We start from the raw sequence: 21,816 nt of genomic DNA on the forward strand, positions 1-21,816 counted from the left end.
CGGCAAGGTACAGCGCAGGAACCGGCGTTTATGTTGATAAATGCGGACCAAAAGCTGCACATGAGCCCAGATCACGGCGTCGCACAAGACAGTGACAACTTCTGTTAGACTCCGGGCAAGCCCGGAATCTACAGGAGAGCAGAGAGTGAAATGGTTCCTCAAACTGTGCTTGTGTCTGCCGTTGCTGGCACAAGCACAGACCCTCACGGTCAAGGTCCCCAGCCGACCGATCAACGATCTCGACAAGGAATACCAGCTCAAGCTGCTGGAACTGGCGCTGACCCGCTCCGGACAGCCATTTCGCATCCAGCAGGTGGAGCTCAACCTCAACCAGTACAGCCTGCAGCAACAGCTGGGCAAGGGCCAAACCATCAATGTGTTCTGGATGGGCACCTCCAGCGCACTTGAATCTTCCCTCATCGCCGTGCCGATCCCGCTGTTTCGCGGTCTGGAAGGGCTGCGCCTCTCCTTCATCCACAGCGATGCCCAGGAGAAGTTCAATCAGGTCAACTCGCTGGCCGATCTCAAGCGACTGAAGGCGGCCCAGGGGGTTGGCTGGGCCGACAACAAGATCCTGGAAAATGCCGGCATTCCCACCTATTCCGGGCGCTACAGCAACCTGTTTCGCCTGATCAACGACGGTGACAAGCTCGACTTCTTCCCGCGCAATCTGGTGGAGATCTTCGCCGAACGCAGCGAACTGGTGGCGCAATACCCCAACCTGGTGATAGATCAGCACCTGCTGATCCGCTATCCCTTTGCCGAGTTCTTCTTCGTCAGCCCCGAGTCTCCCAAGCTGGCCAAGGCGATCCAGACCGGACTGGAACGAGCATATGCCGATGGCAGCTTCATGACCTTCTTCCGGGAGAACCCCAAGATCCGTGAGGCCCTCGCCAGCGCCAATCTGAACCAGCGGGTCACCATTTCGCTGCCCAATCCGGACATGACCCCCTTGCTCAGGAGTATTCCGGCCCAATATTGGGATTATCCCCCCCAATAATGGGCTCCGGGGCCGTGGGGATTATCCACCGCAGTATGGATCCCCGGCCTCTGCATTGGGATTACCCGGCGCAGTGACATAGCTCAAGCAGCCCGGGCAGAAAAACGCAGAGGCGATGGCAGGGCTGGCCAGGGACACGCCAGCCAGCAGAGGTTCCAACCCGCAGCACCAGGGAGGTGCCATGAAACGACTCGATGAATGGTTCAGCGACTACGGCCAGAGCCACCAGCACCCCGTCAATGTGGCGATCCACAAGCTGGCCGTGCCCGGCATCTACCTCTGCTCGCTGGCGCTGCTCTGGTGTCTGCCGGCCGGCCCGCTGCCGCCCTCGCTCAACTGGGCGGCACTGGTGGCCATCCCTGTGCTGGCCTTCTATCTGCGGCTGTCGTTCCCCCTGTTTGTGGGGATGGCGGTGCTGACCGCGCTGGGACTGTGGGGCTGTTACCAGTGGCAGGGGCCGCTGCTGTGGCCCGCCCTGGTGGGTTTCGGGCTGCTCTGGATAGCCCAGTTCGTCGGTCACAGGATCGAGGGCAAACGCCCCTCCTTCCTCGCCGACCTGCAATTTCTGCTGATCGGCCCCGCCTGGGTGCTGGCCAGCCTCTATCGTCGTCTGGGCATACCCTACTGAGGGAGCCCAACAGGAGAGACAATGTCATACAGCCACACGCTCAGTAACAGGCTACGTCCTGCCCTGCCCCTGCTGCTGGGGGCCCTGCTTGCCGGCCCGGCGCTGGCCGACAAGGCCGATCCCATAGGTGAGGTGAGCACCGCCTTCAAGCTGGTGGGCCCCAACCACAAGATCCTGGTGGAGGCGTTCGACGACCCCCGCATCACGGGCGTCGCCTGCTACCTGGCACGTCCCAAGACCGGCGGCGTCAAAGGCGGGCTTGGGCTGGCGGAAGACCCCTCTCACGCCTCACTGTCGTGCCACCAGATTGGCCCCATCACACTGCCTGCCAAGTTGAAGGCGGGGGAAGAGGTGTTCGACGTCAGCACCTCACTGGTGTTCAAGGAGCAGAAAGTGGTGCGTTTTTACGACGAAAAGCGCAAGGCACTTGTCTATCTGACCTATAGCACCAAATTGGTGGATGGCTCGTATAAAAGCGCGGTTAGCGCGGTTCCCATCATGCCGTGGGGCTGAGAAGCCGCCATTTAAGCCGTGATGAAGCGCCTTATTTGTTGTAATTTAACTACATCATTATTTGCGGAGAGCGCACCATGAAAGTCGCCGTTTTCAGTACCAAGAGCTACGACAAGGATCACTTCAATCAGGCCAACAGCCAGTACGGCTACGAGCTGGAGTTCTTCGACGTGCGGCTGGAGGCCAAGACAGCCCGGCTGGCCCACGGCTTCCCCGTGGTGTGCCTGTTCGTCAATGACGATGCCGATCGGGAGGTGCTGACCGAACTGGCCGCCAACGGCACCAGGGTGATCGCTCTGCGCTGCGCCGGTTACAACAACGTGGATCTGGTCGCCGCCAAGGAACTGGGGCTGAAAGTGGTGCGGGTGCCCGCCTACTCCCCCGAAGCCGTCGCCGAACACGCGGTGGGGCTGATGATGACCCTCAACCGCCGCATCCATAAGGCCTATCAGCGCACCCGCGATGCCAACTTCTCGCTGGAAGGCCTGGTCGGCTTCAACATGCACGGCCGCACCGCCGGCATTATCGGCACCGGCAAGATCGGCATCGCCACCCTGCGCATCCTCAAGGGTTTCGGCATGCGGCTGCTGGTGAGTGACCCCTATCCGAATCAGGCGGCCATCGAGCTGGGGGCCGAATACGTGGATCTCGACACCCTGTTCCGCCAGTCCGACGTCATCAGCCTGCACTGTCCGCTGTTCAAGGAGAACTACCACCTGCTGAACAAGGAGGCGTTCGCCAAGATGAAGGATGGTGTGATGATCATCAACACCAGCCGGGGCGGCCTGCTCGACTCCAACGCCGCCATCGAGGCGCTCAAGACCTCCCGCATCGGTGCGCTGGGGCTGGATGTCTACGAGGAAGAGGAAGACCTCTTCTTCTCCGACAAGTCCAACGAGGTGATCACGGATGACGTGTTCCGCCGCCTGTCTGCCTGCCACAACGTGCTGTTTACCGGCCATCAGGCCTTCCTGACCCGCGAGGCGCTGCACGCCATCGCCGATACCACCCTCGGCAACCTCAAGGCCATCGAGAACCAGGGCCATAGCGACAACGAGGTGGAGTAATCCTCTTGCACCCGCAGCCATGAACGACAGAGGGAGCCACTCCCTCTGTTTTGTACACAGACCCGCTCTTCATCATGCAATTCTCCCCTGCGGCCGCAATAACCATGGCGCCGGGTTGTGAGACCCGACGCCATCGGGTAGGCTACCAGCCCTTTTTTATTCAGGAGTCTGGCTGCCCATGTTTATCGGATTTGATTACGGTACCTCCAACTGTGCCGTCGCCGTGATGGAACAAGGCAGCCCCAGGCTGCTGACCCTGTGCGGTTCCCGCTATCTCCCCTCCACGCTGCACGCCCCCCACAGAGAGGCCATCGCCGGCCTGCTGGCCGAAGGGCTGGCCCCTGCCCAGCAGGCGGAATACCTTAAGCTGCGCGGCCCCGTCGTCACCCGGGCCCAGGCCGTGCGCCGCCAGATGCGGGAAGAGGGGCTGATCGACGAGCTCAGCTTCGGCGCCGCAGCGCTGGAACGCTATCTGGAGGAGCCGGACGACGGCTACTACATCAAGTCGCCGAAATCCTTCCTCGGCGCCTACGGCCTCAAGGCCCCCCAGATAGCGCTGTTCGAAGACATAGTCTGCGCCATGATGCTGCACGTACGCCGCGAGGCGGAGCAGCAGCTTGGCGCCCCGATCCGCCAAGCTGTGATCGGTCGCCCGGTCAACTTCCAGGGGCTGGCCGGGGAGGAGAGCAACAGCCAGGCCATCGCCATCCTGACCGAGGCGGCCCGTCTGGCCGGGTTCGAGCAGGTGGAGTTCCTCTATGAACCCGTAGCGGCCGGTTTCGAATTCGAGGCGCGCCTCGACGAGGATGCGGTCGTGCTGGTGGTGGACATCGGCGGCGGCACCACGGACTGCTCCATGCTGCGCATGGGCCCGAGCCATCGCGACCAGCTGGATCGCAGCGGCGATCTGCTCGGCCACAGCGGCCAGCGCATCGGCGGCAACGACTTCGACATCCGGCTGACGGTGGAAGGCATGATGCCGCTGCTCGGCATGCACGAGACCCTCAAGACCGGCAAGCCACTGCCCCACCCCCTGTTCTGGGATGCGGCCGCCATCAACGACGTCAGCGCCCAGGGCCGCTTCTACAGCCTGGATACCGCCCGTCAGTTGCAGGATCTGCAGCTCGACAGCCAGCCAGGCAGCAAGCTGGGTCGCCTCGCCAATCTGCGCGCCCACAAGCTGAGCCATCAGCTGGTATGGCGCGCCGAGCAGGGCAAGATCGCCCTCTCGGAGCAGGAATCGAATCATCAGTCTCTGAGCGAGCTGGAGAAGGGACTGGAGGCTGAGCTCAATCGCGAGCAGCTGGCCAACGCCTCGGCCCTGCTGCTGGAGAAGATTGGCGAGCTGATGGACCAAGCCATCGCCGCCGCGGGTATACAGCCAGACCGCATCTTCGTCACCGGCGGCAGCGCCAAGTCGCCGCTCATCGCCGCCTTCATTCGTCAGAAGTTGCCCACGATTCCGCTTGAGGGTGGCGATGACTTCGGCTCGGTCGCCGCAGGGCTGGCCCGTTACGCCGAGCGGCTGTTCAACCGCTGATACGGAGCGATAAGGGTTCCTGTCGTCTTTTTGGTATCGAACGTGTCCCGCCAACCCGCCAGTGTTGCCATTTAACGACACAGGGCTGACCAGCAGGGCGACAGAAGCGGTCGGGGGCGGCCCCCCTCGCCCTGCCCCGAGGGCTGCGCAGCAGGTATGCTTGTCGCTCCCACTATTGGAGCCCTTCCATGCCCAGATTCTTGCTACTGTTGCTCGCCCTGATCCTGCTCAGCGCCTGTAGCAGTACACCCTCGTTCGTCCCGCAAGAGTTGCAGCACCATCACTGGGTGCTCGACAAGCTGGATGGCCAGGCCATCACGGCCTCTCGCGACAACCCGCCCGATTTCGAGATAGGTGAGCACTTCACCGTCAATGGCATCGCCGGCTGCAATCGCTACTTTGGCCAGGGACACCTCGAGGGCGACAGATTCTGGGTCACCAGCCTGGGCAGCACAGAGATGGCCTGTCAGGCACGGCTCGAGGCCATAGAGCAGGCCGTCATCACCACCCTGACCGAAGGGGCCACCCTGAGCGGCACCACCCAGACCCTGATCCTGGAAGGGAAACGGCACCGTTTGGAATACCAGCTGCGGGACTGGGTGCACTAGCGCTCACAAACCGGCATCACAAACAGGAACATGTGTCCCGCCTGTGGCACACTATGAGGCAGTGCTCGCAATGGAGGCTGTCTCAGCCATGTCGATGGATCGTCTGTTTGACAAGATCAAACAACTCCCCACTATCCCGCAGCTGCTGCATGAGTTGATGCAGAGCTTCAACGATGAAAACGCCCGCATCGACCAGATCGCGGCCAAGATCGCCATGGATCAGGTGATCAGTGTCAAGGTGCTGCGCATGGCCAACTCGGCCGCCCTGCGCCGTGGCAATGAGGTCACCTCCATCGAACAGGCGGTGATCCGCCTCGGTTTCAACCGGCTGCGCTCCGTGGTGGTCGCCTCCGGCATCATAGGCAGCTTCAAGGCCCCCCCCAGCTTCGACAAGAACAAGTTCTGGACCGAGACCTTCCAGGTCGCCACCATAGCCAAGACGCTGGCCCAGGAGGCCAAGGTGCTCGATCCCGAGACCGCCTTCACCTGCGCCCTGATCCACAACATAGGTGAGCTGCTCATCCAGAGCACCCTGCCGGAAGAGGCCGAGCTCATCAACATGGCTATCCAGAAGGGCAGCAGCCGGGTCGAGGCCCAGCGGGAGATGCTGGGCTACGACTATGCCCAGCTCGGCGCCGAGCTGGCGCGGCGCTGGAACCTGTCGGAAGCCTTCGTCGATGCCATCTCCCAGCAGCTGGATCCCCTCTCCCACGATCCGGTCAGCAAGGAGGCGGTGCTGATCCGGCTCGCCGTCTTCATCTCCTTCGCCTGGAATGCGGGCGTGCCCGTCCAGGCCATCATAGCCCGCTTCCCCAAGCCGCTCGCCGATCAGCTGGGGCTGGATCCCAAGTCACTGGCAGGCCAGCTCGAAACGCTTCACGAACAGGGTAATGCCCTCGCCGACCTTCTGACTCAATAAGCATCATGACCCATCCATTTCTGTTTCATCCCCAGGTGACGCCCTGGTTCAAAGAGAGCGTCGACACCCTGCAACTCACCCTGTTCAGCGCGCTGGATGCCCCGATCCGAGAGGTGTGGCTACGCCACGAACCGGACAACGAGGAGTATCTGGTGGCCATGCGCCCCGTCTCGACCCGGGACAGGTTGCAGGTGTGGCAGGCGACCCTGCCGCTGGCCAAGGGACAGGATATCCACCTCTACTGCTTCAAGTGCCTGACCGACGAGGAGCAGTGGTGGCTGCACGGTGCCGGCGTCAGCCCGGCCATGCCGCCACGGGAGCAACACTTTCGCTTCAACAGCCTGCATCAGCCGCCGGCCTGGGTGCAGGATCAGGTGTTCTACCAGATCTTCCCCGACCGCTTCTGCAACGGCGATCCCTCGCTCAGCGTCAAGCATCACGAATATGAGTACAGAGGCAAGGCGGTCATCAGCAAGGCGTGGGGCGAGCCGGTCAGCCGTCACGAAGAGGGACACGGTGCCTGTGAATTTTACGGCGGGGATCTGGCGGGCATAGATGCCAAGCTGCACTACCTGCAATCCCTCGGGGTCACGGCCCTCTACCTCAACCCCATCTTCGACTCGCCGAGCAATCACAAGTACGATACCCAGGACTACTTCAAGGTGGACGCACACCTCGGCAGCAACGCGCAGTTCGCCGAGCTGACCCGCAACCTGCACCAGCGTGGCATGAAGATCATCCTGGATGCCGTGGTCAACCACACCTCGACCCAGCACCCCTGGTTCTGCCCGCCACAGGGGGCCCAGAGCAACCCGGACTCGCCGTGGCGCAGCTTCTACACCTTTGACAACGAAGGGGACTACGTCAGCTGGAAGGGCATTCGCAGCCTGCCCAAGCTGGACTTTGCCAGCGAACAGGTGCAAGACGCCGTCTACCGGGCTGACGACGCCATCCTCCGTTACTGGATGCGGGCGCCCTATCAGATCGACGGCTGGCGCTTCGACGTCATCCACATGCTGGGGGAGCGGGGCACTGCCGAGGGCAATCGCGGCCATGTGCGCGCCATTCGCGGCGCGGTGAAACAGGAGAACCCGGACGCCTATGTGCTCGGCGAGCACTTCTTCGAGGCGAGCCAGTGGCTGCAGGGGGATCAGGAAGATGGCGCCATGAACTACTATGGCTTCGCCCACCCGATCCGCGCCTTCCTGACCGGGCAGGACATCGCCTATCACCCCATCAGGATCAGCGCCGACGAGCTGGATCGCTGGCTCAAGCTGGCGCGGGCCCATATCCCGTTCAAGAACCAGCTGGCCCAGTTCAACCTGCTGGACAGCCACGATACCGCCCGCTTCCTCCACCTGCTGGGCGAAGACAAACAGCGCATGACCCTGGCCGCCACCCTGCTGCTCACCTACATAGGCGTGCCATCCATCTACTACGGTGACGAGGTGGGGCTCTCGGGTGGCAATGACCCGGATTGCCGTCGCTGCTTCCCCTGGGAAACCACGGCCTGGGATCACGTGCTGCACGATCACTACCGCCGGCTGATCCAGATCCGCAAGCAGCGGCCAGCCCTGCGCCGTGGCGACATCCAGACCCTCTACGCCGGCCCGCACAGCTATGTGTTCGCCCGCACCCTGCAAAGCGATCAGGTGGTGGTGGCCTGCAACCGTCATCCGACCGAACCGCGCACTATCAAGCTGCCCCTGTGGCAGACCGCCAGCCCCGCCAGCCGCTTCACCGATGCCTTCAACGGCGACAAGTACGAAGTGGTGCAGGGACAGGTACAACTGACCATACCCGCCAACTCGGCCAGGGTGCTGCTCTCCAGCTAGGCGTCAAAAAAGCGGAACCGGGTGTTTCGCTTTTTGTTAAAGCATCAAAAATCGCATAAAGTTGTTTGAGCTGGGTTGGATTTCTCTATGAATCATCTAGTTACTTCCCGCAGAGTGGAATAATACTGGCATCATGCAGAACTGCGTTCAGCTCTTTTCGGCTAAACTGGCTCAAGGCACATTTATTGCTTGCCTCTTGGCATCACTAGCGAGAATCCGTCATGTTCGACAATAAAACCCTATTGATTACCGGCGGCACTGGCTCGTTTGGCAAGATGCTGGTCAAGACAGTGCTGGAACGCCACAAGCCGAAACGGCTCATCATCTACTCCCGCGATGAACTGAAACAGTTCGAGATGCAGCAGGAGTTCAACGAACCCTGCATGCGTTATTTCATCGGCGATGTGCGGGATGCCAACCGCCTGAACATGGCGATGCGCGGCGTCGATTACGTCGTGCACGCGGCCGCGCTCAAGCAGGTGCCTGCCGCCGAATACAACCCCATGGAGTGTATCAAGACCAACATCCATGGGGCAGAAAACGTCATCCAGGCCGCCCTGCTCAATCAGGTCAAGAAGGTGATCGCCCTCTCCACCGACAAGGCCGCCAATCCCATCAACCTGTATGGCGCCACCAAACTGGCTTCCGACAAGCTGTTTGTGGCGGCCAACAACATCGCAGGTCAGGATCCAACCCGCTTCGCGGTCGTGCGCTACGGCAATGTGGTGGGTTCGCGTGGGTCAGTCGTTCCCTTCTTCCAGAAACGGATCGACCAGGGCGCCGGCACGCTTCCCATCACCCATGCCGAGATGACCCGCTTCTGGATCACCCTGCAACAGGGGGTGGATTTTGTGATGAACAACTTCCCGCGCATGAAAGGGGGCGAGATCTTCGTGCCCAAGCTGCCTTCGGTGCGGATCACCGACCTGGCTACCGCCATGGCACCCCAGCTGACCCAGGAAATTATCGGCATTCGCCCAGGCGAGAAGCTGCATGAGGTGATGTGCCCCTGTGACGACTCCTATCATACCTTCGAGTTCGACGACTTCTTCATCATCGGCCCCACCATCAACTTCAACAATCGCAACAATGACTTCTCGGTCACTGCGACAGGCGAGAAGGGATGCATGGTCGAACAGGGATTCGAGTACAACTCACGCAACAACGGCGACTTCCTGACGGTGGCACAACTGAAAGAGTTGAATGACAAGGTGGTAATGGAATGATCCCGTACGGCAGGCAGTCGATCAGCGAGGCGGATATCGAGGCGGTAGTCGAAGTGTTGAGGTCGGACTTTCTGACGCAGGGCCCGGTCATCCCCCGTTTCGAGCAAACCGTGGCAGATTACTGCGGTGCCCGCTTCGGGGTAGCGGTCAATTCGGGCACGGCCGCCTTGCACATCGCCTGCCTGGCGCTGGGTGTTGGCCAGGGAGACTGGGTATGGACCTCCCCCATCAGCTTCGTCGCCTCGGCCAATTGTGCGCTCTATTGCGGTGCTCAGGTCGACTTCGTCGACATAGAGCCGGATACCGGCAACATGTGCGCACTGGAGCTGGAGCGCAAGCTGATTGTCGCCAAGGCGCAAGGACGCCTGCCCAAGGTGGTCATTCCGGTACACTTCGCCGGCTTGCCCTGCGATATGAAAGAGATCCACCGTCTGGGCCAGGAGTACGGGTTTCGCATCATAGAAGATGCCTGCCACGCCCTCGGCGCCCGCTATCACGGCGAACCGACCGGCAATGGCCGCTACAGCGACATTACCGTCTTCAGTTTCCACCCGGTGAAGATCATCACCACGGGTGAAGGCGGCATGGCCATGACCAATGATCCCGCTCTCGCCAAGACCATGAGCATGCTGCGCAGCCACGGCATCACCCGTGAACCGGAAGACTTCATCAACGAACCGGACGGGCCCTGGTACTACGAGCAGCAGATGCTGGGTTTCAACTACCGGATGACAGATATCCAGGCGGCGCTGGGGTTGAGTCAGATGAGCAATCTTGAAGCCTGGATCGCCAAGCGTGGCGAAATTGCCCATCGTTACTTTGAAGCATTGGCCCCCGAACGTCTGCCCCGTTATTTCAGTGCGGAGCGGCGCAGTGCCTTTCACCTGTATGTACACCATGTAGCACCCGAACAGCGCCACGCCCTGTTCCAGCGACTGCGCGAAAATGGCATAGGCGCCAATGTCCACTACATTCCTATCTATCGTCAACCTTGGCAACAACAAGGCCATCATCCAATCCTCCCGATGGGAGAATCTAGCTATTCAGGTGCGATCACTCTCCCGCTTTTCCCACATCTGACGCTCACAGAGCAAGATCACATATTGACATTTGTGTCGAAAAATTCTTGACGCATGTACACAAAGTCAGCTTCTACACACATAGATAGATGCAAATTCTCGATATCCATGATGATGAAATGATGGAGACAATAAAGTAACCATTTATTATGACTAGTCATCCAAGTAGTTGGCATTAATCTCTCTCATTAGTACCTCAGGATAAATTTATACCGCACCTCGGGAGAATTTTCCTTCCGATAGCTTCACTCACTGGCTATCTACTCATTATGGTTTGCAATAGAAAACATTGACGCGGCTCTCAACTACTGTCGCAGTCAATATGCTCAGCGCCATCATTTTACTCTGTGATGCTGGGCAGCTTATATTCTTGGAACAGACTGTAATCTAATACCACTAATAACCACATGAACAAAACGCAGGGATGCGGCCTGCAATCCATGAAATGTCTTAGATATGTTGCGATCTATAATCACCAGAATTTATATAGAGAATAACTACATTCAATCTAATACCCCGTAACAATCAAGCGTATAATTAATTGCATCATGGAGAGCACTACCTAGCTGCTGCTGGCGTATCAACCCTTCAGATAATAGTGCATCATCCGCAGGGACCCGTCGAATCTTGAGTAATAGTCTTTGCATGCACTTAGATAAATCCCCTGCATCCTTTCGGTGGAAATGATATATGTCTGTTCCTATAACTTCCTTATTCACATCAATATCCGAGAGTAGGACTGGTATGCTAAGAGCAACCGCATCATAAGTCGCCCCACCACCAGGACCACCTTCAAATAAAGTGGGTTGCACTAAAGCAACAGAGCCTTTTAACAGTCCTATCTGCTCAAGTTTTGGAATATGGCCAAGGAAATGAACGCGATCAGATATACCTAGAGTACTGAGTAAGTCTTTCAGTTCATTTATATAGTTAGGGTACCGATAATCTGACAAAGTACCAGTACAAACCAGATGCAAGCTTTTATTTTCAAGCATTGCAAAGGCATGAAACGCCGTTGGGTGATCTTTGTGAATCCAAAATTGATTACAAATAAGAAAATAATCTTGTGCCAGGCCGTATTTTTCCCTGATCGCGAACGGATTCACCTCTAGCCAAGCAGCCATAGGGTGAGGAGTAAAAGGTAATACCTTGACACGCTCCCCATTAATCCATGGATAGAATTTCAGTATATCAGACTTAACTTCATGAGAATTAACGACTACAGCTTTACAATCACGTAAACGTGCGGAGAAGGCTGTTTCCCTGACGAAGCATTCGTGCTCTGTGAAATAACTGTGCAGGTACTTATGTTGAAAATCCGGGATATACGCTAACCATGGAACAGGAAAGTCTGCCCCAAGATCACTATTGACTGGTAACACCATATCAATGTCGTTCACCTTTAGAACATCAGCTAGATCATTATTCTTGGCAGAATAAAAAATCTGTCCTGTAATGATAGAGGTACCGGCAAGATAGTCCTGCAACTGTACATACATGTCATCATTTATGAATTCTTTCTCTACCGCGATATGCACTTGCCAGTTATGAATGGCGGCTACAGTCGCCAGACCATTTAGAATGTGGCGAATGAATTCCAATCCACCAGACCAACAGAAGTGCTGAGGTAATAAAGCTAATTTCAATTTCTTCATATAAATATCCATTATAAGGTAGATGAGACAGCAATCACCCTTGCTGGATTACCAACAACAGTACATCCAGGTGGTACATCCTTGGTAACAACCGCCCCCATACCAATGACAGCGCCTCGACCTATTGATAGCGGGCGATGAAGGCTACCATTACGAATTATGGCTCCGGCCCCAACGAACACATCATCAGCAATATGGACGCGCCCATTACAACTTACTCGTGGTGAAAACGTAACAAAGTCACCTATGATACAATCATGTTCAATATATGAATAAATGTTACAATGAAAGAATTTTCCAATAACTATATCGATAGTCGCCATGCTATGAGCACAAAAAATAGCACCAAGACCAACACTTACGTTCTCGTAACTTATATGTTCATCTGCAATTAGATTAATCGGTGTTCCACCAAGGGTTATACATCTCTCAGCAATTTTACGCCTAACCCCTACATCTGCGACAGCAATAGTAAATAAAAATCCAGGTTCTATATTTTTTTCAAAAAAACTCTCAGATATAACTTTACCATAAAAAGCACTATGTACATCCTCTTCTTTGGCTACATAATAGCACTCCAAATCACGCTGAATACATAGCTTCCTAATTAGTGGTGAAATACAGCGTGAGAAACTCCCTGCGCCAAAAACATAAAACATGTTTTTTTTATGTTGATGTTTTATGCTCATTTATAAAACCCAAATATTTCATCAACTATAAATTGTAGCATTTCATCTGTCAGACCAGGCCAACTTGGTAAATTCATACCACATTCTGAAATTTTTTCACTGACTGGGAATAACATATTTTGTTGATGGTACATAGGCATTAAGTGAATAGGGGGAAACAAAGGTCTTGTTTCTACGCCTACATTTTTCAAATGCTCACGAAGCTTGTCTCGTTGGCACCTGTTCTCGGTCAAAATAGAGAACATCCACCAAGAATGATAACTATCGGGCTGTTCCTTTTGAAACTCTAGCGGTAACCCTTGAAGATGCGTTCTGTAAAAATCAGCTATATCCCTCTTCCGATTGATAAATTGTGTAGCTTTTTCCAATTGCGCTAATCCAATGGCAGCACAGATATTAGTCATTCTATAGTTGTAGCCAACGATATCATGCCAGTACTCTTTTCCCTCCATAAGACCTTGCCCTTTCAGATGGCGAACTTTTCTATCCAGCTCAATGCTGTTAGTTGTAACCATGCCACCTTCCCCAGTTGTCACGGTCTTATTTCCGAAAAAACTGTAGGTAGATATATCAGAAAAACTTCCTATATGCCGGCCACCGATTCGACTGCCAAAAGCCTCGGCACAATCTTCTATCAAATAGATGTTATTCCGTCGAGCTATATTCTGTAACCTAATCATATTCGATGGCTGCCCATAAATGTGCACAGCCATGATCGCTTTTGTTTTTTTGGTAATTAGGGTTTCAACAAGATCACAATTCAATTGCCAGCTTGTTGGCTCAGCATCAACAAAAACAGGCGTTGCACCCACATAGTTTATCGCATTAACTGAAGCGATATAGGTGAACGTAGGTACGATCACCTCATCTCCATGCCCAATATCCAGAGCCAAAAGAGCCAGATGCAATGCGACTGTACCATTGGAGACTGAGGCCGCATGGTTCATACCTGTAAAGTTTGCAAACTTCCGCTCAAACTGCTCGATGAACACCCCCTTTGAAGAAATCCAAGATGAATCGAGACATTCGATTACGTATTTCTTTTCATTGCCTGATAAATCAGGTTGATAAACTGGAATTATTGGGCGCATGTCACAAATCCTCAAGCTGCTGTGTCAAGATATTAAACACTGGCATACCACGAATACTCTCAACTGCGCTAATTCCTGGGGTAAAGGTCAATTGACCTTGCTCATTACGGTGTTCTCTGAACTTGGCTAAAACATAACCATCCTCACAACGCAATGAAGGTATAATACCGGCCAGATCATCTATAACAAAGTATGCATTATTACCTGCACTATTGGCGCCAACAAAGTTGTACCCCTTCTCACTTGCCAACTGACAGAGGGCTCTTAAGGAAGCACCTGCATATAAACCACTGTGATGCTTTTCATGACGGGAAAAATTGGGATCGTATGGAATTGTTATACTACGTTCAGGACCAAAAAGACTATTATACTCTACTATAACGATAGCAGGTCTGACTACAGTAATAGCCCTCCAAATCCAGTAATCATTACCATCTATATCTATATGTAGTAGACCTATATTGCCAATAAAACCAGCATCAGAAATAATACTATTTATATTTTCAGCAGTGACGAAACTGCAGAGTGCGGTAAGATCATGTCGCCAGTAATTCTGTGTATTTTTAATATATTCTATATTGGTGGGATCCGCATCAATGACTAGTCCTCTCCAGTTATTATTCTCCAATAAGAACCGAGTATTAGCCTCATTGTAGTTTTCTACGCCGAATTCAATAAATACAGAGTCATGAACACCCAGCTTATTGATTAAATGTTGAATAATGCCATCATCACCGAATTGAGAAAACACTCTGAACTCTGCATCTTTCAATGACAGCTCTGCATTTTGATTAAATTTAGATAATATTTTCCCCAACAGAACTTTGCTTATCGCTCCATCAATCTCAAACTTTCTGTTTAGGTTTGAAATCCTAGCATTAATATCTGCACCGGAATTAATCACCTGCTTATTATTCATTTCGTTCCCTCACAATATTACAATGAACGCCAACTAATAATACTACAACCAGGCAACGCTTCAGAAATCATCCTCTCAATCGAATGCTCATGATTCCCTTCAATACAACTAATGACAACATGAGGATCAACATCCGGCCACTGTGGTGGTAATGCTACGGGTATCGAATCAATATATTCAGGTTGTCCTATAGCTGACACAAAGAACGCATGAATGTATATTCCATTAAGCTGTAGCAATTGGCAAACAAGTAAAGAAAGTTCAGCGACACCAAATATGGCAATTTTTTTCCCTGCCAAAGAGGAAAAATGGTCTGGATGCGATAAAGAAACCTTAATTAATTTTTTCAAGTCTGAAATTGTTTTGTTTTTATGCTCTTGCTTATCTTGATTACAATTATTATTGTACTTAATGATAGCGCTGAGCACCGTCCTATTCTCTGATATATCGACAGGTAGGTCTTCTTTTCTATACGAAAAACCGAGGTCATGTGGCAAGGAATGTTCGATACTGGCATCATGAGTACCAGAACCATCGAAGCCAATGTTCGTAGTCATCGCTCGGGTGGGGTTCAAGCATAAGCCACCACGTTTAAATATAGTCCCATACCAAAATACAGCCCAGGTACAAATCTTGCCTGTTGCATTATTTACAACTTGTTCCCAGAAATTGTAGCTACCATATATATTGAATTTTTGGATATCGACCTCATCAAACATATTAATTAGTGCTTGAGGATCTCGATGATAATGTTGCCATCGGTCTGCCCATGTAGCCCACCCCCACCCAAGAGCCGTCCTCCATAGAAAAAAAGATGGTAGATCTTTCTCAATAAGCGGAAAATTCCATCCGGATATGTGCCAGACATTTTTTTTATCTTTATAGGAATCTAAGGACTCATTCATGAATCGTAAGAAATCCTTGCTCACTAATATGTCATCTTCAAGGATAATGGCCCTACCATATTCATCCATTACATCTGTGACACCTGAGCTTATATTTTTTTCTAGACCAATATTCTTATCTCTAACTCGAATGTCAAGACGAAGGAATGCAGTCACAGATTTAAGATAGTCTAGTATTTTCCTGTGTTTGACAACATCCTCTCCCCCTTTTGGCCCATCAATAAACACAATGACTTCTGAAAGATTTGCCAGCTCACATTGAGCCAAGGTAGATATCGTTTTCTTAAGGTGCTCCGGCCGATTAAATCCAAATACAATGATAGGAGCATATACGCTGCTTTTAAGCATATCATTTCTCCATGAATTCACTTATAATTCTACAATCTGCAAACAAATAATCATGTGAGGAAAAACGCTCAATTTGTTGGTATTCATAATTTAGGAGATATGCGTCAACGGCATCAATGTCTTTAGACTCAATCAATATATACTTTGACCTGTGCTTATTCAGGTCCAGTCCCTGTAGAACTTGTAACTCATAGCCTTCTACATCAATAGAAATAAAATCAATATCAAGAATAGGTTTAGATTCTTTATCCTTATAAGTATCAATGAGATCAGATAATGTTATAGCCGGAACAGTGACAGTGTATGACTGGGGGAGATTCTGTACTTTCAGTCCCGTTTCTATGTGTTCACTTTGTTTGTCTTTCAATGCCCCATCAACGGTGCTCATCAAATCAGCAAAATGCATTGTGACCGAACTGATACTTGATGACGGAACTAGTGCATAATTATAGACGGTACTTTCAGAGCGATTCGTCACACAATCATTAAATAGTGATGGGATCGCCTCAACGAGAATGCCATGCCAACCTAAAGATTTAGCAAAGTAATAACTATTACTTTGCTTAATTCCATCGTTTGCTCCCGCCTCTATAAAGAATCCATTTTTTACAGGAAGATATCGCTCTAGTTTTTTGTCTAAATCATTCAATGCTCTATAATTAGAGTCGGCAATCTTTTTCCTATTGCGGATAAATGGCTTGCCTTGTGTAGTATATTGACCTCGTGGAGCAATCACCGTGGTAATCCAACGATGCTCAACTCTATCGCGAGCATATGATTTTGAAGTAAGCCTTACTTCTCCACGCTCGACTTGTGGTTGCTCAAAATGAATAGCATCCCGCCCTCTTACATCCATTAACTCTATAAACTTAGAATATTTGTATTCAGCTCGTTCACTATTGTCGAAAAGTAGAATTGTGTCATCTGACAATCCAAAATTTAATATATGTTCCATACATAACATACGATCACGCCCATCAACAAGTATAATATCATAGTCAATGGTATCGTAGCTTTTATTATATGGTCGCTGATCACAGCTCAACATCAAACGACTTTCGTACCCAAATACTTTTGCTGTTTGAGTTACCTTGGACGTCCAATCAGCATCGTGCTCAACACTACGAACAATACAACCTCGGGAAAGAAAATATAATGTAGAGTTACCACATCCAAACTCAAATACCTTTACTTGTCCTTTTACAGACAATCTATATGAAATAAAATTATCGACAAATTCGGTTGCACCATCGGTAATCCAGGGGAGAACTCTCAGCATATGATCATTCCGTAGAGGTGTATGTTGCCATTGATAAATGGATCGTAGTTTTTGGTTCATTAAGCATAACACTTCAGGATATACTAAATAAATTAAGCAATTCCTTTGTATTCTTATCCAAGAGCATCATTTATAAGATAGTGATCCTTTGTTACGTATATTTTATAAAAAACCCACCATCGTTAATTGCATAATGACCGCCAGCTGATTACTGTGATCCCAGGATCCGCTTCATGGATTCGATCTGTTATTTCCGATTCATGTTGACCTTCAATACAGTTGATGATTGTGTCGAGGTTAAGTCCACTCAGTTCACTTAAACACACAACTGGTATTTCATCAACACTATATTTGTAGTCTATTTCAGAGACAACGAAGCAAAGCGTCTCTATCTCATACTGACGCAAGACCATACTGATAATCTGCGACATATCTCTTGTACCGAAAACAGCCACGCGCTCAAATAAACTAGCATCTAACCTGATCTTGTTTTTCAGTAAATTCTGCAGCAAATTTTTCAGAAGGGTATTAGTATTTCTTTGCTGCGCTAGCAAATCCGGAAGTTCACTATCAACAGTATCACCATCAATCAGTATATCAATCATCTCATGCTGACGTATTACCAATGCTTGATTATCACTGGTGCTGCTCAGTCCTTGTAAACTGAATCTAGCTATCGGTCTGTTTGTTTTGACGCCGGCAGTCTCTTTAATTACCATCTTCATCAGATACATATCCGCGCCAATAGTGAAGCACTCGTTAAAATTTCCAAAACGTTCAAATAACTCCCGTCTACAGAAAAATCCTTGATGACAAGGGCGAAAATTCACCTGATGGTCATTGTTTGAACGAGTTAAATAACTATTTCCCGTTACTGAATCCTCGCACAACACAGAACCTAAATAATAATTAACCTCTGGAGAGAATGCTTCAAGTACATCTGATATTACATTGTAGTCATGCAAACTATCATCCGAACCTAAAAAATAAACTATGACCCCCGTTGCCAGCTCAAGACCACGATTAAATGCGTGATAGATACCTCTATCTTTAGCAGAGATTATTTTACTTATATGTGGGTATTGAGATGCAATAGCAATGGTTGAATCGCTCGAGCGGCCATCAACGATGATATGTTCTATATTTTCAATTGCACTTTGTTGGGCAACACTGTCCAAGCAACATTGTAGCTTATTCTCACTGTTCCACGTTGCTGTAATAATTGTCACTTTCATCATGCTATCACCATGAAGTCACGCCACTCAACCAGTCCAACTGTTAATAACTGCTGCATGATTTTAAGCCTTACTGGTTGAGCCGCGATTATAATTTTCTGTTCCAGGCAGTCTTCCAATGCCTTCACTTCGATATTAACCCCCCCTACAATCATGTTCGGCTTAGCTGCTTGTTCTATAAAGTTACTGACTATAAATTCGGCATCTGTAAGTAAATGATACATTGAACATGCTAATCCACCAGTACCATATATTGCCAGTTGTCGTGACGGACCGGTTAACATCCTAATTATCGGTAACTTCATGGTTACCAAATAACCAAACCATTGTTGACGTTTTTCCGCATCCAGTAATGCCGTCAATGAATTGTTGCTTAGTCGCATCTTTACTAAGACTTCTGGTATACATGCCATCCGACAACCATGTTGATGCATCCGATAGAATAAAGAATAATCTTCACAGAGGCGCTGGTCTTGATAGCCAGATGCACGCACCGCGGATGTTCTAGCACAATATGTTGTATGCTCGATACATAACCAACGCGGTATATTTTCAGAGATCAGTTGTTCTGTATTGATACTATTTATGCTTTCAGCATCATGCACTCTTGCCTTGAATCGCTCACTATCCAATATACCTGAATCATCTGAGAAATACTCAAAGTAACATTTAACCAACCCTATGTCAGGATTGTCATTTAAAAATTTCAGTTGTTTTTCAAAGCGCTGTGGGTGGCTTAAGTCATCAGAATCAACTTTGATCAAGACGGGCGCCAAAATATATTCAAGCGCCTGTGAAAGTGAATATCCAACACCTCTATTATGCGATCTGATAAATAGTCGAATCCGAGGGTCATGATAACTTTTTATGATATCGACAGTGTTGTCTGTTGAACCATCATCGACAATAACAATCTCAAATTCTTGAAGACTCTGAGTCAATATTGAATCAATTGTAGCCCGAATATAATCAGCACTATTATACGTACTCATCAATGCAGAAATAACAGGGGTTCCTGTAGACCTTCCTGTTTCAGAAACTACGGTCCCTTTCTGTACTGAACGAAATTCTTGGAATTTTTTCAAGGCATTATCCACCGCATCATCCATATCAAAATAGCGATATTCGGCAAGGCGCCCCAGGGCAATCAATTGCGGGAACTGGGCCAACTCATCGCGGCAAGCCTGATAATTCTGTTTGGCCATATCGGTAAACAGCGGGTAGTAAGGCTCCAGCCCCTGCCCTGGCGCATAGGCACAGGGATATTCATAAACAATGCTGGTACCGGGATGTTGCTGCCCTGTCAAATGCTTGAATTCGGTGATGCGGGTATAGGCCTCTTCATTCGGGTAATTGACCGTGGTCACCGGCTGAAATTGGGCTTGCGGCAGATGACAGTGCTCAAAGCGCAGCGAGCGATACGGCAGACCATAGTGATCCTCCGGCATCAGCTGATCCAGCATGCCGGTATAGACCAAGGGTCCGGCAAAAGGCACGCCATCCAGCAGTATCCGTTTCTGTTGCCAATCCAGGCAAACATGGGATCCCATGGGGGTGGAGAGCCTGACCTCAATCAAGGGATTCGCCAACATGCGCTCGAACATGGCGGTGTAGCCCTGCTCTGGCACCGCCTGCCAGGGATCGATGAAGTAACGGTCATCACGATTGACGACGACCGGCACTCGCGCAGTGACCTCGGGCGAGACCTGCTCTGGTGATACACCCCACTGCTTGCTGGTGTAGTTGACGAAGGCACGCTCATAGATGAACTGGGCCAGCTCAGCCAGCAGAGGCTCAGCTTCCTGCCGCAGTGCCATGATGGGCACTCTGGCCCCCTCACCGAACCTGGCCTGAAGAGCCTCAATCATGGCCGCTGCCTTCTCGGCCGGGAAGCAACGCTCTATGCTGGTCAGGTTGAACGGGATGGGCACCAACTGACCATCGATCCGTGACAGCACACGATGCTCGTAAGGCCGCCAGGCGGTAAACTGCGACAGGTAATCCCAAACTTCCTGCTTGTCGGTATGAAACAGGTGCGGTCCATAGCGATGGATCAGCACCCCATGCTCGTCATACTCATCGAAGCAGTTGCCGCCTATATGGTCGCGCTGTTCCAGCACCAGTACCTTCCAGCCAAGCTGGCTGGCCATTCGCTCCGCCATGACGGCGCCGGACAGCCCGGCTCCGATGACAATCGCCTGATAACTCACGCTGCATCTCCAAACAGTTGTTGCACAACGCCGGCCGGATTGGTGCGCCCCTCCCACGCCAGCTGGTGCCGCTCGTCGAAAAACCAGCCCGGTGCCAGCGTGGCCACCTCGCTCGCCGACTGCTCAAGCAGGTTGAGAAAACGGGCGTCGTCTCCCTGCCGCAAGAAATAGAGCGCGGCAGAGTAGTAGTGATGGGCACGCCCCTGGGCAATGGTCACTGGATCGGCGCCAAAGTCACCGGCATTGTCGCAAGCCCGCAGCAGGTCGCGCAGCGACTGCTCACGACGCTCGGCCGATTTGCGGGTCTGCCCGCCAAAGCTCTGGGTGTGGAAGCGATAACGTCCCAGCAGCTCGGGGATAAAGTCGAGGGTTCCCGGGTTGAGAGAGAGATTCAGAATATGCCAAGGGTAGTCGAGGATGATCTTGCACCCCTCGTCGATGGCATTTTCCATCCCTTCATAGCGCCGAAACATGATGGAGCTGGCATTGACGAATACCCCGAAGCGGATCAAGGCCTCCCGCGTCATGACAGGTTCGAGATAACGGCTGTTGTAGTAGTCACGGGTAAACAACTTGATCCGTGCTCCTGTCTCATCATCGAACATCTCTGCTTCGTGGTAGCAGAGGGTGCAACCCGGGTGTGCATCCAGATAGTCGGCCTGGCGCTGCAGCTTGTCCGGCAGGGCCAGATCATCCCCATCCACATAGGCGAGATAGTCACCCCTTGCCTCTGCAAGCAACCGCTTCTGGGTTTTGGCCAGCCCCATGTTCTGTTCGTTCTGCAGAATGCGCAGTGTCGGCCACTGCCGCGCCAGCCGCTGCAAGATAGCCCAGGAGTCATCATTCGAGCCGTCATCGATGGCGATCACCTCGAACTCGAAATCCGTTTGCTGCTCGAGCAGGCTGAGCAGGCAGGGTTCGATGAAGCGCGCCAGATTGTAGACAGGCACCAATACGCTGACTTTCATAGGGAAATCCAAGAGAAGATGAGTAGAAAAGAAGCTGATGGGAGAAAATGGGCAAGGCTACCGCACGGTCCCTGTCAACCCTTCCCCCTCTCTGTCAGGTTT

19 protein-coding genes and 1 pseudogene are annotated in these 21,816 nt (G+C 51.6%); 10 read left to right on the forward strand and 10 right to left on the reverse strand.

The annotated features are described in order from the left end of the window. Positions 1-145: 145 nt before the first annotated feature. The 10 genes from BN1118_RS01245 (at position 146) to pseC (ending at position 10,466) form a co-directional block, all read left to right on the forward strand. On the forward strand, positions 146-1,000 hold the full coding sequence (locus BN1118_RS01245; RefSeq protein WP_043554209.1) for a type 2 periplasmic-binding domain-containing protein: 855 nt from the start codon (positions 146-148) through the stop codon (positions 998-1,000). A gap of 181 nt (positions 1,001-1,181) precedes the next feature. After that, a complete protein-coding gene (locus BN1118_RS01250; RefSeq protein ID WP_043554210.1) occupies positions 1,182-1,628 on the forward strand; it encodes an Mpo1 family 2-hydroxy fatty acid dioxygenase in 447 nt (148 codons plus the stop codon). A 21-nt stretch (positions 1,629-1,649) separates the two neighbouring features. Beyond that, positions 1,650-2,141 carry a CreA family protein gene (locus tag BN1118_RS01255; protein WP_043554211.1) on the forward strand — a complete coding sequence of 164 codons (492 nt, stop codon included), beginning with the start codon at positions 1,650-1,652 and terminating at the stop codon, positions 2,139-2,141. A 77-nt stretch (positions 2,142-2,218) separates the two neighbouring features. Further along, positions 2,219-3,208, forward strand: a complete 990-nt coding sequence (locus BN1118_RS01260) for a 2-hydroxyacid dehydrogenase (RefSeq protein WP_043142834.1) — start codon at positions 2,219-2,221, stop codon at positions 3,206-3,208. Between the two features lie 178 nt (positions 3,209-3,386). After that, on the forward strand, positions 3,387-4,748 hold the full coding sequence (gene yegD, locus BN1118_RS01265; RefSeq protein ID WP_043142837.1) for a molecular chaperone: 1,362 nt from the start codon (positions 3,387-3,389) through the stop codon (positions 4,746-4,748). A gap of 188 nt (positions 4,749-4,936) precedes the next feature. Beyond that, positions 4,937-5,356, forward strand: coding sequence for an META domain-containing protein (locus tag BN1118_RS01270; protein ID WP_043142840.1), 420 nt, complete (start codon positions 4,937-4,939; stop codon positions 5,354-5,356). 70 nt (positions 5,357-5,426) lie between these two features. Then, complete coding sequence (locus tag BN1118_RS01275; RefSeq protein WP_043142842.1) at positions 5,427-6,275, forward strand: HDOD domain-containing protein; 849 nt, start codon at positions 5,427-5,429, stop codon at positions 6,273-6,275. Between the two features lie 5 nt (positions 6,276-6,280). Next, complete coding sequence (gene malZ / locus BN1118_RS01280; protein WP_043142843.1) at positions 6,281-8,110, forward strand: maltodextrin glucosidase; 1,830 nt, start codon at positions 6,281-6,283, stop codon at positions 8,108-8,110. A 221-nt stretch (positions 8,111-8,331) separates the two neighbouring features. Continuing rightward, entirely contained in the window at positions 8,332-9,336 is a 1,005-nt protein-coding gene (gene pseB / locus BN1118_RS01285) for a UDP-N-acetylglucosamine 4,6-dehydratase (inverting) (RefSeq protein ID WP_043142845.1), read from the forward strand. Then, the gene (gene pseC, locus BN1118_RS01290; protein WP_043142848.1) at positions 9,333-10,466 is read left to right on the forward strand and encodes a UDP-4-amino-4,6-dideoxy-N-acetyl-beta-L-altrosamine transaminase; all 1,134 of its coding nucleotides are present in this window, start codon (positions 9,333-9,335) and stop codon (positions 10,464-10,466) included. The genes pseB and pseC overlap by 4 nt, the downstream gene beginning before the upstream one ends. A 452-nt stretch (positions 10,467-10,918) precedes the next feature. Here the strand turns inward: pseC and BN1118_RS22115 are convergent, their stop codons facing one another. The 10 genes and pseudogenes from BN1118_RS22115 to BN1118_RS01315 form a co-directional block, all read right to left on the reverse strand. Further along, the gene (locus tag BN1118_RS22115) at positions 10,919-12,070 is read right to left on the reverse strand and encodes a glycosyltransferase (RefSeq protein ID WP_052449142.1); all 1,152 of its coding nucleotides are present in this window, start codon (positions 12,068-12,070) and stop codon (positions 10,919-10,921) included. 11 nt (positions 12,071-12,081) lie between these two features. Next, a complete protein-coding gene (locus tag BN1118_RS21510; protein ID WP_156994790.1) occupies positions 12,082-12,759 on the reverse strand; it encodes an acetyltransferase in 678 nt (225 codons plus the stop codon). Next, entirely contained in the window at positions 12,756-13,850 is a 1,095-nt protein-coding gene (locus BN1118_RS20895; RefSeq protein WP_080741200.1) for a DegT/DnrJ/EryC1/StrS family aminotransferase, read from the reverse strand. The genes BN1118_RS21510 and BN1118_RS20895 overlap by 4 nt, the downstream gene beginning before the upstream one ends. Before the next feature lies 1 nt (position 13,851). Beyond that, positions 13,852-14,769 carry an NADH dehydrogenase gene (locus BN1118_RS20900; protein WP_080741201.1) on the reverse strand — a complete coding sequence of 306 codons (918 nt, stop codon included), beginning with the start codon at positions 14,767-14,769 and terminating at the stop codon, positions 13,852-13,854. Positions 14,770-14,786: 17 nt separating this feature from the next. Beyond that, on the reverse strand, positions 14,787-16,022 hold the full coding sequence (locus tag BN1118_RS21515) for a glycosyltransferase family protein (protein ID WP_131245270.1): 1,236 nt from the start codon (positions 16,020-16,022) through the stop codon (positions 14,787-14,789). A 1-nt stretch (position 16,023) separates the two neighbouring features. Beyond that, on the reverse strand, positions 16,024-17,301 hold the full coding sequence (locus tag BN1118_RS20905) for an FkbM family methyltransferase (protein ID WP_165576270.1): 1,278 nt from the start codon (positions 17,299-17,301) through the stop codon (positions 16,024-16,026). Between the two features lie 182 nt (positions 17,302-17,483). Next, positions 17,484-18,539 (reverse strand): glycosyltransferase, encoded by a 1,056-nt coding sequence (locus BN1118_RS20910; protein ID WP_080741203.1) that lies wholly within the window; start codon positions 18,537-18,539, stop codon positions 17,484-17,486. Next, the gene (locus tag BN1118_RS22420) at positions 18,536-19,528 is read right to left on the reverse strand and encodes a glycosyltransferase family 2 protein (RefSeq protein ID WP_338072521.1); all 993 of its coding nucleotides are present in this window, start codon (positions 19,526-19,528) and stop codon (positions 18,536-18,538) included. Before BN1118_RS22420 ends, BN1118_RS20910 begins: the two co-directional genes overlap by 4 nt. An 81-nt stretch (positions 19,529-19,609) precedes the next feature. Further along, positions 19,610-20,698, reverse strand: a pseudogene (glf, locus tag BN1118_RS22425) (UDP-galactopyranose mutase); the annotation flags it as partial. Positions 20,699-20,742: 44 nt separating this feature from the next. Beyond that, positions 20,743-21,726, reverse strand: a complete 984-nt coding sequence (locus BN1118_RS01315) for a glycosyltransferase family 2 protein (protein WP_043554212.1) — start codon at positions 21,724-21,726, stop codon at positions 20,743-20,745. Positions 21,727-21,816: the final 90 nt, after the last annotated feature.

This window comes from Aeromonas bestiarum (assembly GCF_000819745.1).
In the GTDB taxonomy this organism is placed as follows: domain Bacteria; phylum Pseudomonadota; class Gammaproteobacteria; order Enterobacterales; family Aeromonadaceae; genus Aeromonas; species Aeromonas bestiarum.

What these genes read in the sequence shown, in the direction of transcription:
- BN1118_RS01250 (WP_043554210.1), top strand. Translation starts at nt 1,182, where the DNA reads ATGAAACGACTCGATGAATGGTTCAGCGACTACGGCCAGAGCCACCAG.
- BN1118_RS01255 (WP_043554211.1), top strand. Translation starts at nt 1,650, where the DNA reads ATGTCATACAGCCACACGCTCAGTAACAGGCTACGTCCTGCCCTGCCC.
- BN1118_RS01260 (WP_043142834.1), top strand. Translation starts at nt 2,219, where the DNA reads ATGAAAGTCGCCGTTTTCAGTACCAAGAGCTACGACAAGGATCACTTC.
- yegD (WP_043142837.1), top strand. Translation starts at nt 3,387, where the DNA reads ATGTTTATCGGATTTGATTACGGTACCTCCAACTGTGCCGTCGCCGTG.
- BN1118_RS01270 (WP_043142840.1), top strand. Translation starts at nt 4,937, where the DNA reads ATGCCCAGATTCTTGCTACTGTTGCTCGCCCTGATCCTGCTCAGCGCC.
- BN1118_RS01275 (WP_043142842.1), top strand. Translation starts at nt 5,427, where the DNA reads ATGGAGGCTGTCTCAGCCATGTCGATGGATCGTCTGTTTGACAAGATC.
- malZ (WP_043142843.1), top strand. Translation starts at nt 6,281, where the DNA reads ATGACCCATCCATTTCTGTTTCATCCCCAGGTGACGCCCTGGTTCAAA.
- pseB (WP_043142845.1), top strand. Translation starts at nt 8,332, where the DNA reads ATGTTCGACAATAAAACCCTATTGATTACCGGCGGCACTGGCTCGTTT.
- pseC (WP_043142848.1), top strand. Translation starts at nt 9,333, where the DNA reads ATGATCCCGTACGGCAGGCAGTCGATCAGCGAGGCGGATATCGAGGCG.
- BN1118_RS22115 (WP_052449142.1), bottom strand. Translation starts at nt 12,070, where the DNA reads ATGAAGAAATTGAAATTAGCTTTATTACCTCAGCACTTCTGTTGGTCT.
- BN1118_RS21510 (WP_156994790.1), bottom strand. Translation starts at nt 12,759, where the DNA reads ATGAGCATAAAACATCAACATAAAAAAAACATGTTTTATGTTTTTGGC.
- BN1118_RS20895 (WP_080741200.1), bottom strand. Translation starts at nt 13,850, where the DNA reads ATGCGCCCAATAATTCCAGTTTATCAACCTGATTTATCAGGCAATGAA.
- BN1118_RS20900 (WP_080741201.1), bottom strand. Translation starts at nt 14,769, where the DNA reads ATGAATAATAAGCAGGTGATTAATTCCGGTGCAGATATTAATGCTAGG.
- BN1118_RS21515 (WP_131245270.1), bottom strand. Translation starts at nt 16,022, where the DNA reads ATGCTTAAAAGCAGCGTATATGCTCCTATCATTGTATTTGGATTTAAT.
- BN1118_RS20905 (WP_165576270.1), bottom strand. Translation starts at nt 17,301, where the DNA reads ATGCTGAGAGTTCTCCCCTGGATTACCGATGGTGCAACCGAATTTGTC.
- BN1118_RS20910 (WP_080741203.1), bottom strand. Translation starts at nt 18,539, where the DNA reads ATGATGAAAGTGACAATTATTACAGCAACGTGGAACAGTGAGAATAAG.
- BN1118_RS22420 (WP_338072521.1), bottom strand. Translation starts at nt 19,528, where the DNA reads ATGAGTACGTATAATAGTGCTGATTATATTCGGGCTACAATTGATTCA.